At 56.3% G+C, this 9777-nt stretch carries 3 protein-coding genes; all 3 read right to left on the bottom strand.

All coding sequences use genetic code 11. The annotated features are described in order from the left end of the window. Window positions 1-107: 107 nt before the first annotated feature. Window positions 108-455: a DUF3467 domain-containing protein gene (locus HW554_RS17650; protein ID WP_176909885.1), complete on the bottom strand. Its 348-nt coding sequence runs from the start codon at window positions 453-455 to the stop codon at window positions 108-110. Between the two features lie 542 nt (window positions 456-997). Next, on the bottom strand, window positions 998-5350 hold the full coding sequence (gene rpoC, locus HW554_RS17645) for a DNA-directed RNA polymerase subunit beta' (protein WP_176909884.1): 4353 nt from the start codon (window positions 5348-5350) through the stop codon (window positions 998-1000). Between the two features lie 322 nt (window positions 5351-5672). Then, on the bottom strand, window positions 5673-9548 hold the full coding sequence (gene rpoB, locus HW554_RS17640; protein ID WP_176909886.1) for a DNA-directed RNA polymerase subunit beta: 3876 nt from the start codon (window positions 9546-9548) through the stop codon (window positions 5673-5675). Window positions 9549-9777: the final 229 nt, after the last annotated feature.

Raw genomic sequence — 9777 nt, 5'->3', positions numbered from 1 at the left:
AACGACGTAGGGGCGGGGCTTGTCCCCGCCCGCCGCTGGGTTGGTACAACGGCCCGTAACCGAATCGTTCAACGGCGGGCGGAGACAAGCCCCGCCTCTACGTCGTTCTAGGCTTCACCCATTGTACCACCGAAACCCATCGGGTAAGCGGGTGTATCCTGCTGGGGTTTGATAGAGCCGTTGGCCTGCTCGAACCGTTCGATGTTCTCGGCCAGGGCTGCCTGCAGGCGCTTGGCGTGCTCGGGCGTGAGGATGATGCGCGACTTCACTTTCGCCTTGGGAACCCCCGGCATCAACCGGATGAAGTCAATCACAAATTCGCTGCTGCTATGCGCAATCATGGCCAGGTTGGCGTACTCGCCCTCGGCCATTTCTTCCGATAGCTCGATATTGATGGCGTTCGGGTCCTGGGGCTGTGCCGCGTCGGTGTTCTGGGGTTCGGTAGGTTGGTTCATTTGTATGGGGTTATAGCTAGGCTTTTCAATCTTTTGAGTAGAAGCCGAGAATTGAAGACTAAAATTACTATGGCCAAAATTGGATTCAAGAGGAAGCTCCAATAACCGAGTGGGAAAAACATGAGAAATGAAGACAGCTCTTTATACATCGGCGATAGAACCACAGGTTTGCTGGGCTCGTTGTGTCCACTACTTTGTAATGCCTCAACCATATCAGGGTCGCTAAATAGCCTATGATATTCTTCATATGCGGACTGCTGCTGTAAATTATGATAGTGTTCGATAAACACGAGTATTACGCCTACAGACCAAACTGTTGACAATACGAATAGGCTGAATAGAGTCACATCAGTCACTACTCCAGATACTCGATATAGGATAGTACGTCTGACCATCTGTCTATTTTGTTGATGCAAAACCAAACTAAGTGCAAAGAAAGTATTACAGCCAGATTTCCTTCAAATCTATTACTGGCCGCAAAAAATGAGAAACCCCAGCCGAATCGCTTCGGCTGGGGTTTCTCATTTACTCACTTTCGGAGATTACTCTGCCGAAACTTCGCGCTTGGCGCGCGACGGGCGCTTCACAGGAGCGGCAGCCTCTTCGGCTTTGGCAGCCTGGGCGGCTTCCATCTCTTCCTTCGAGCCCACAATCTGGCGGGTGTACTCGCGCAGACCGGTACCAGCCGGGATGAGGTGGCCCACAATCACGTTTTCCTTCAGGCCCAGCAGTTCGTCGGCCTTGCCACGAATGGCGGCTTCCGAGAGCACCTTGGTCGTCTCCTGGAAGGAAGCGGCCGAGATGAACGACTGGGTGCCCAACGACGCCTGGGTGATACCCTGGAGCGTCGGACGGGAAACGGATGGCTGAGCGTCGCGCACTTCCACCAACTGCAGGTCGCGGCGGCGCAGGCTGCTGTTCTCGTCGCGCAGGCGACGAGCCGTTACAATCTGGCCGGGCTTGAAGTTGCTCGAATCCCCAGCAGTCGTTACCACCTTCATATCAATGATGGTATCGTTCTCCTCCATGAAAATGAGCTTGTCGATTACCTGATGCTCGAGGAACGAGGTGTCGCCAGCATCGAGAATCACAACTTTCTGCATCATCTGGCGGACTACCACCTCGATGTGCTTGTCGTTGATTTTCACACCCTGCAAGCGGTATACTTCCTGAATCTCGTTCACGAGGTACTCCTGCACCGCGCCCGGACCCTGAATGCTCAGGATATCGGACGGCGTGATGGCACCATCGGAGAGCGGCGAACCAGCCCGGATGAAGTCGTTGTCCTGCACCAGAATGTGCTTGGACAACGGCACCATGTACTTCTTCTTGACACCGTCTTTCGACTCGACGAAGATTTCACGGTTACCACGCTTCACGGTACCGTAGGTTACTACACCGTCGATTTCGGCCACTACAGCCGGGTTCGACGGGTTGCGGGCTTCGAACAGCTCCGTTACGCGGGGCAGACCACCGGTAATGTCGCGGGTTTTGCCCACGGCACGCGGAATCTTGGCGAGAATCTGACCAGCCTTGATTTTCTGGCCGTTCTCCACGTTCAGGTGGGAACCTACCGGAATGCTGTAGCCCTTCTGCCCTTCTTCGTCGCCCTTTTTGCCGGGGCGCACGATGATGGCGGGGTTCTGATCTTTAGCCGACTTGGATTCGATAATCACCTTCTCACGGTGACCCGTCTGCTCATCCGACTCCTCACGATAGGTAACACCGTCCGTGATGGCGTCATACACAACGGCACCGTCAAACTCGGCCAGAATAACGGCGTTGTAGGGGTCCCAGTTGTTGAGTTCCTGGCCCTTCTCGACTTCCTGACCCTCTTTTACGAGCAGGAACGAACCGTAAGGCACGTGGTTCGAGATGAACACTTTGCGGGTTTCCTTGTCCACGATGCGGATTTCGCCCGAGCGACCCATTACCACGCTAACGGCCTCGCCATCGGCGCTGGCCGTTTCCACAGTCCGGATGTCTTCGAACTCCACTTCACCCGCGAACTTAGCGCGAATGCTGGCTTCCACCGCAATGTTGGAGGCCGTACCACCTACGTGGAAAGTACGCAGCGTAAGCTGGGTCCCGGGCTCACCAATCGACTGAGCGGCAATTACGCCTACTGCCTCACCGCGCTGGACCATGCGGCCCGATGCCAGGTTACGGCCGTAGCACTTGGCGCAGATACCACGCTTGCTCTCGCAGGTCAGTACCGAACGGATTTCCACCGACTCGATGCTAGTAGCATCAACGCGACGGGTAATCTCCTCGGTAATTTCGTCGCCAGCCGTCAGGATAACCTCGTCGGTAAGCGGGTCCACAATATCGTGTACTGCCACACGGCCCAGGATACGCTCGGCCAGAGGCTCCACGATGTCCTCGTTATCCTTCAGAGCGAAGGTTTCGATACCGCGCAACGTGCCACAATCGGGCTCGTTCACGATAACGTCCTGCGAAACGTCTACCAGACGACGGGTCAGGTAGCCGGCGTCAGCCGTCTTCAGAGCGGTGTCGGCCAGACCCTTCCGGGCACCGTGGGTCGAGATGAAGTACTCGATTACATCCAGACCTTCTTTGAAGTTGGATAGAATCGGGTTTTCGATAATCTCACCAATCGAACCCTGCAGCGACTTCTGCGGCTTAGCCATCAGACCCCGCATACCGCCGAGCTGACGAATCTGCTCGCGCGAACCACGGGCACCGGAGTGCATCATCATGTAAATCGAGTTGAAGCCCTGGTCCTCCTTTTCGAGGCGACCCATGAGGGTTTCAGTGATTTGGTTGTTGATGCGCGTCCAGATGTCAATAACCTGGTTGTAACGCTCGTTGTCGGTAATCAGACCCATCTGGTAGTTCTGGGTTACCGCAGCAACGTCGGCCTGCGCCTGCTTGATCAGCTCGTCCTTCTCCTTTGGAATCTGGATATCGCCCAGACCCATCGACAAACCACCCTTGTAAGCCGACTGGAAACCCAGCGTCTTGATGTCGTCGAGGAATTGTGCGGTGCGGGCCATGCCCGTACGCTTGAACACCATCGAGATGATCTGCTGGAGCTTCTTCTTGGTCAGCAGCTCATCCACGAAACCTACTTCGCGGGGCACGAGCTGGTTGAAGAGCACACGACCGGCAACGGTTTCGATGATTTTCGTTACGAGGTTATCATCCTCATCGCGAATCGGAGTCCGTACCTTGATGTAGGCATGCTTCGAGAGCTGGCCTTCATTAAGAGCAATTACCACTTCCTCGTCGGAGTAGAACACCCGGCCTTCGCCCTGGATGCTCTCGCCTTCGGTGCTGCGCTTGCCTTTGGTTACGTAGTACAGACCCAAAACCATGTCCTGCGACGGTACCGCAATGGGCGCGCCGTTGGCGGGGTTCAGGATGTTGTGCGAGGCCAGCATGAGCATGGAGGCTTCCAGGATAGCGGCCGGGCCCAGGGGCACGTGTACCGCCATCTGGTCACCGTCAAAGTCAGCATTGAAAGCTGTACAAACGAGGGGGTGCAGCTGGATAGCCTTGCCCTCGATGAGGCGCGGCTGGAACGCCTGGATACCCAGACGGTGAAGCGTTGGAGCCCGGTTGAGCAACACTGGGTGGCCTTTCAGCACGTTCTCCAGAATGTCCCATACCACGGCGTCCTTGCGGTCCACGATTTTCTTGGCCGACTTCACCGTCTTCACGATACCGCGCTCAATGAGCTTGCGGATGATGAACGGCTTGAACAGCTCGGCGGCCATGTTCTTGGGCAGACCGCACTCGTGCAGCTTCAGCTCGGGGCCTACCACGATAACCGAACGACCGGAATAGTCAACACGCTTACCAAGCAGGTTCTGACGGAAACGGCCCTGCTTGCCTTTCAGCATATCGGACAGCGACTTCAGGGCGCGGTTGCCTTCGGCACGCACGGCATTCACCTTGCGCGAGTTGTCGAACAGCGAATCCACAGCTTCCTGCAGCATGCGCTTCTCGTTCCGCAGAATCACCTCGGGAGCCTTGATTTCGATCAGGCGCTTGAGGCGGTTGTTGCGGATAATAACGCGACGGTACAGGTCGTTCAGGTCGGAGGTAGCGAAACGGCCACCATCGAGCGGAACAAGCGGGCGCAACTCCGGCGGAATAACAGGCACCATGCGGATAACCATCCACTCGGGCTTGTTCTCTACGCGGGTAGCGGCGTCACGGAAAGCTTCCACCACGCGCAGACGCTTCAAGGCCTCAGCCTTCCGCTGCTGCGAAGTTTCGGTAGCGGCAGAGTCACGCAGCGAATAGCTCAGCTCATCAAGGTTGATGCGCTCAAGCAGCATTTGCAGCGCCTCGGCACCCATGCGGGCGATGAACTTGTTCGGGTCATCGTTCGGCAGCATCTGGTTCTCGCGGGGGAGCTTGTCGATGATGTCGAGGTATTCGTCTTCGGTCAGGAAGTCAAGCTGCTGCACACCTTCCTCGGCCAAGGTACCTGGCTGAACAACGGCGTAGCGCTCGTAATAGATAATCTGGTCGAGCTTCTTGGTGGGCAGGCCCAGCAGGTAGCCGATTTTATTGGGCAGCGACTTGAAGTACCAGATATGCGCAACGGGCACCACCAGTTCGATGTGGCCCATCCGCTCCCGGCGAACTTTCTTCTCGGTCACCTCCACGCCGCAACGGTCGCAGATGATGCCCTTATAACGGATGCGCTTGTATTTGCCGCAGTGGCACTCCCAATCCTTAACCGGACCGAAAATCCGCTCGCAGAACAAGCCGCCCATCTCGGGCTTGTACGTCCGGTAGTTGATAGTCTCAGGCTTGATGACTTCGCCGTTCGACCGCTCCAGAATGGATTCGGGCGAGGCCAGCGAAATGGTCACTTTCGAGAAGTCCTGGACCAGTTTCTTGTTTTTTGCAAACGCCATGTAGGGAAGCTGTTAGCTGTTGGCTGTTTATCTGTCAGGGAAAATCCGCGCCGCTTAAGCGAGGCGAAAATACCGTAACAGCTCGACTCTGCTAAAAGTGCTCTGCCAGTCGGATAGGTACGCCGGGCAGTAGATTTTCGTCAGGTCTGATGGGTAACCACTCCAGTTTTAGCAAACCGAAGCTTAGTGCGACCATCCCTGGCAGGCTTGCGTATCGTGCTGACCGTATCTCGGCACGACGCCCGCAACAGTTGAGTCACTCCTTAACATCCGAAGCGGGAGCTACCACCGGCGAAACGGCGGTAGCTCCTTTTTCGAATACTTAGTCAAGCGTAATCTCCAGGGCCAAACCGCGCAGCTCATGGATGAGTACGTTGAATGACTCGGGAATATTAGGCTTGGGCAGCACGTCGCCTTTTACAATGGCTTCGTACGCCTTGGCCCGGCCTACCACGTCATCCGACTTAACCGTCAGGATTTCCTGGAGCACGTTGGAAGCGCCGAAGGCCTCCAAAGCCCACACTTCCATCTCGCCGAAGCGCTGACCACCGAACTGAGCCTTACCACCCAGCGGCTGCTGAGTGATGAGCGAGTACGGTCCGATCGAACGGGCGTGCATCTTGTCATCCACCAGGTGACCCAGCTTCAGCATGTAGATAACACCCACCGTTACAGGCTGGTCGAAGCGCTGACCCGTCAGGCCGTCGTGCAGGTAAGCACGACCCCAATCGGGCAGACCGGCTTCGGTCAGCTCCTTGGCTACTTCGTCCTCGGTTGCACCGTCGAAAATCGGGGTAGCATAGGTACGACCCATTTTCAGGCCGGCCCAGCCGAGTACAGTTTCGTAGATCTGACCGATGTTCATCCGGCTTGGTACACCGAGCGGGTTGAGCACGATGTCCATTGGGGTACCGTCGGGCAGGAAAGGCATGTCCTCGTCGCGCACGATCCGGGCTACTACGCCCTTGTTACCGTGACGACCAGCCATCTTGTCACCCACCTTCAGCTTGCGCTTCTTGGCGATGTACACTTTGGCCAGCTGCACGATGCCGGCGGGCAACTCATCACCCACCTCCAGCGTGAACCGCTCGCGCTTGAAGCGGGCAGTTACCACGTTACGGCGCTTGGCGTAGTTTTTCACCAGCTCGCCTACCATGCCGTTGATGCGGGCATCGGCTGTCCAGCCGTCCAGTACGAGGTCCTTGAACAGGTTGGCCTCTTCGGGAACAGCGTAGTTGCTCTCGTCGCGGTAGGGGTTCTTATCGGGGAACAGGTTCTCAGCTACGTTCTTCTTGCCGAATTTCACGCCCTTCGACATGATTTCCTCACCGAACTTGTGCTTGATACCCTGCGACGTCTTGCCTTCGAGCAGGCTGATCATCTTCTCCACCATGATGGCACGGATGCCGCGCAGCTCACGGCCGTAGGCTTCCTTGAGTTCCTCTACTTCCTTCTTCGACTTGGCCCGCAGGTTTTTGTCTTTCTTAGGACGCGAGAACAGCTTGGTGCCGATAACTACACCTTGCAGGGACGGCGGCGCTTTCAAGGAAGCATCCTTCACGTCGCCGGCCTTGTCGCCGAAAATGGCGCGAAGCAGCTTCTCTTCCGGGGTCGGGTCGGTTTCGCCCTTGGGCGTAATTTTGCCGATCAGAATGTCGCCTTCCTTCACCTCGGCACCCAAACGGATTACGCCGTTGTCGTCGAGGTTACGCACGGCTTCTTCGCTCACGTTCGGAATTTCCGAGGTCAGCTCTTCTTCGCCACGCTTGGTTTCGCGCACTTCCAGCTCAAACTCCTCAATGTGAATCGAGGTGAAGATGTCGTCGCGTACTACTTTCTCCGAGATGACGATGGCATCCTCGAAGTTGTAGCCCTGCCATGGCATAAATGCCACCTGCATGTTACGGCCCAAAGCGAGTTCGCCCTTGTTAGTACCGTAGCCTTCGCATAGCACCTGGCCCCGCGTTACCCGCTCGCCCTTCTTCACGAGAGGCGTCAGGTTGATGCAAGTATCCTGGTTGGTACGACGGAATTTAATGAGGTCGTAGGAAATCCGCTCAGCGTCGAAGCTTACGAGGACTTCGTCAGGCGTGAGGTCGTACCTTACCACGATGCGGTTGGCATCCACGTAATCCACAACACCAACACCTTCGGATACGACCAACGTGCGCGAGTCGGTGGCTACGCGGCCTTCAAGGCCAGTGCCCACGATGGGGGCTTCGGCTTTCAGCAACGGAACAGCCTGGCGCTGCATGTTCGAGCCCATCAGTGCCCGGTTGGCGTCATCGTGCTCCAGGAACGGAATCAGCGAAGCGGCAACCGATACAATCTGGTTAGGGGCTACGTCCATGTAGCTGTACTCGTCAGGACCAACTACGGGGAAGTCACCTTCGAAACGACCTTTTACGAGGTCGTTGATGAACTTACCATCATCGTCAATCAAAGCATTGGCCTGGGCGATGTGGTGGGTGTCTTCTTCCTCGGCGGTCAGGTATTTCACGTTCTCCGTCATATCCACCTGGCCGTTGGCGGCCGTGCGGTATGGCGTTTCGATGAAGCCCATCGAGTTCACCCGGGCGTGCACGCACAGCGACGAAATCAGACCAATGTTAGGTCCTTCAGGCGTTTCGATGGTGCAAAGACGGCCGTAGTGGGTGTAGTGAACGTCCCGTACTTCGAAACCGGCACGCTCCCGCGACAGACCTCCTGGCCCCAGTGCCGATACGCGACGCTTGTGCGTCACCTCGGCCAGTGGGTTGGTCTGGTCCATGAACTGGGAGAGCTGGTTCGTACCGAAGAACGAGTTAATCACGCTCGACAGGGTGCGCGCGTTGATCAGGTCTACAGGTTTGAAGTCCTCGTTGTCGCGCACGTTCATGCGCTCCTTGATGGTACGGGCCATACGGGCCAGACCTACGCCGAACTGGGCATAGAGCTGCTCGCCTACCGTACGCACCCGGCGGTTGCTCAAGTGGTCAATGTCATCGACAATGGCCTTCGAGTTGATCAAACCGATGAGGTACTTCACGATGAGCACGATGTCCTCGTTGGTCAGCACACGGGCCTCCCAGTTGGTCTCGATGCCCAGCTTCTTATTGATGCGGTAGCGGCCTACGTCGCCAAGGTCGTAGCGCTTATCCGAGAAAAACAGCTTCTGGATGATGTCACGGGCAGTTTCTTCGTCGGGCGCTTCGGTGTTCCGCAGCTGACGATAGATTTGCTCCACAGCTTCCTTCTCCGAGTTGGAGTTATCCTTCTGGAGGGTATTATAGATAATAGCGTAGTCCGCGATGTTCACGTTCTCACGGTGCAGAATCACCGACTTCGCCCCGGCATTCAGGATGATGTCGATATCCTCCTCCGAAATTTCGGAATCGCGCTCCATCAGCACCTCGTTGCGGTCGATGGAAACTACTTCGCCGGTGTCCTCGTCCACGAAGTCCTCCGTCCAGGTGCGCAGCACCCGGGCAGCTAGCTTACGGCCAACCGCTTTCTTGAGGTTCTTCTTATCGGCCTTCACCTCCTCCGACAGCCCGAATAGGTCGAGGATATCTTTGTCGGTGCCATAGCCGATGGCGCGCAGCAGCGTGGTAACCGGGAACTTCTTCTTCCGGTCGATGTAAGCGTACATCACGTTGTTCACGTCCGTGGCAAATTCAATCCACGAACCCTTGAACGGGATAATGCGGGCCGAATACAGCTTGGTGCCGTTGGTGTGCTTGCTCTGGGCAAAGAACACACCGGGCGAGCGGTGCAGCTGCGATACAATAACGCGCTCGGCACCGTTGATAACGAACGAGCCCTTTTCGGTCATGTATGGGATGTTACCCAAGAACACTTCCTGCTCAATCGTCTCGAAATCCTCATTGTCCGAGTCGTTGCACACCAGCCGGAGCTTGGCCTTCAACGGCACGGAATACGTCAGGCCGCGGTCAATGCACTCGTCAACCGAGTACTTGGGCGGGTCAACGTGGTAATCGAGGAAGGTCAGGACGAAGTTCTCGCGCGAGTCCGAAATCGGAAAGTTCTCGGCGAATACTTTGAAAAGGCCTTCATCGGTCCGGTTCTCAGCAGCCGTTTCCAACTGGAAGAAGTCCTTGAACGAGCGCACCTGCACGTCGAGGAAATCCGGGTACTCAATAACCTTTTTAATCTTGGCGAAGTTGATCCGCTCGTCAGCGGCCTGCAATTTTTGCAGCCCTGTCGGCACCTGAGGCGCTTTCGGTTCTTTCGATGTAGCCAATGTATGTGGGGTTAGGAAATGGAGACTGGGAGAATCCAAGCCAGGCCGAAAACAGAATAGTCGGCTTGACAAACTATTTTTAAAATAAGCGGACACGCCGAAGCGCAAAGCACTACTAGTAGCAGTTTGCGCTGGACCATCCGTAGCCGCGAAAAGCCGCAAAGCGGCGCGTTAACGAACTTCC

It is taken from the genome of Hymenobacter lapidiphilus (genome assembly GCF_013377885.1).
Taxonomy (GTDB): domain Bacteria; phylum Bacteroidota; class Bacteroidia; order Cytophagales; family Hymenobacteraceae; genus Hymenobacter; species Hymenobacter lapidiphilus.
The sequence above is the reverse complement of the archived record's forward strand: the minus strand, read 5'-3'. Positions and strand labels throughout refer to the sequence as shown.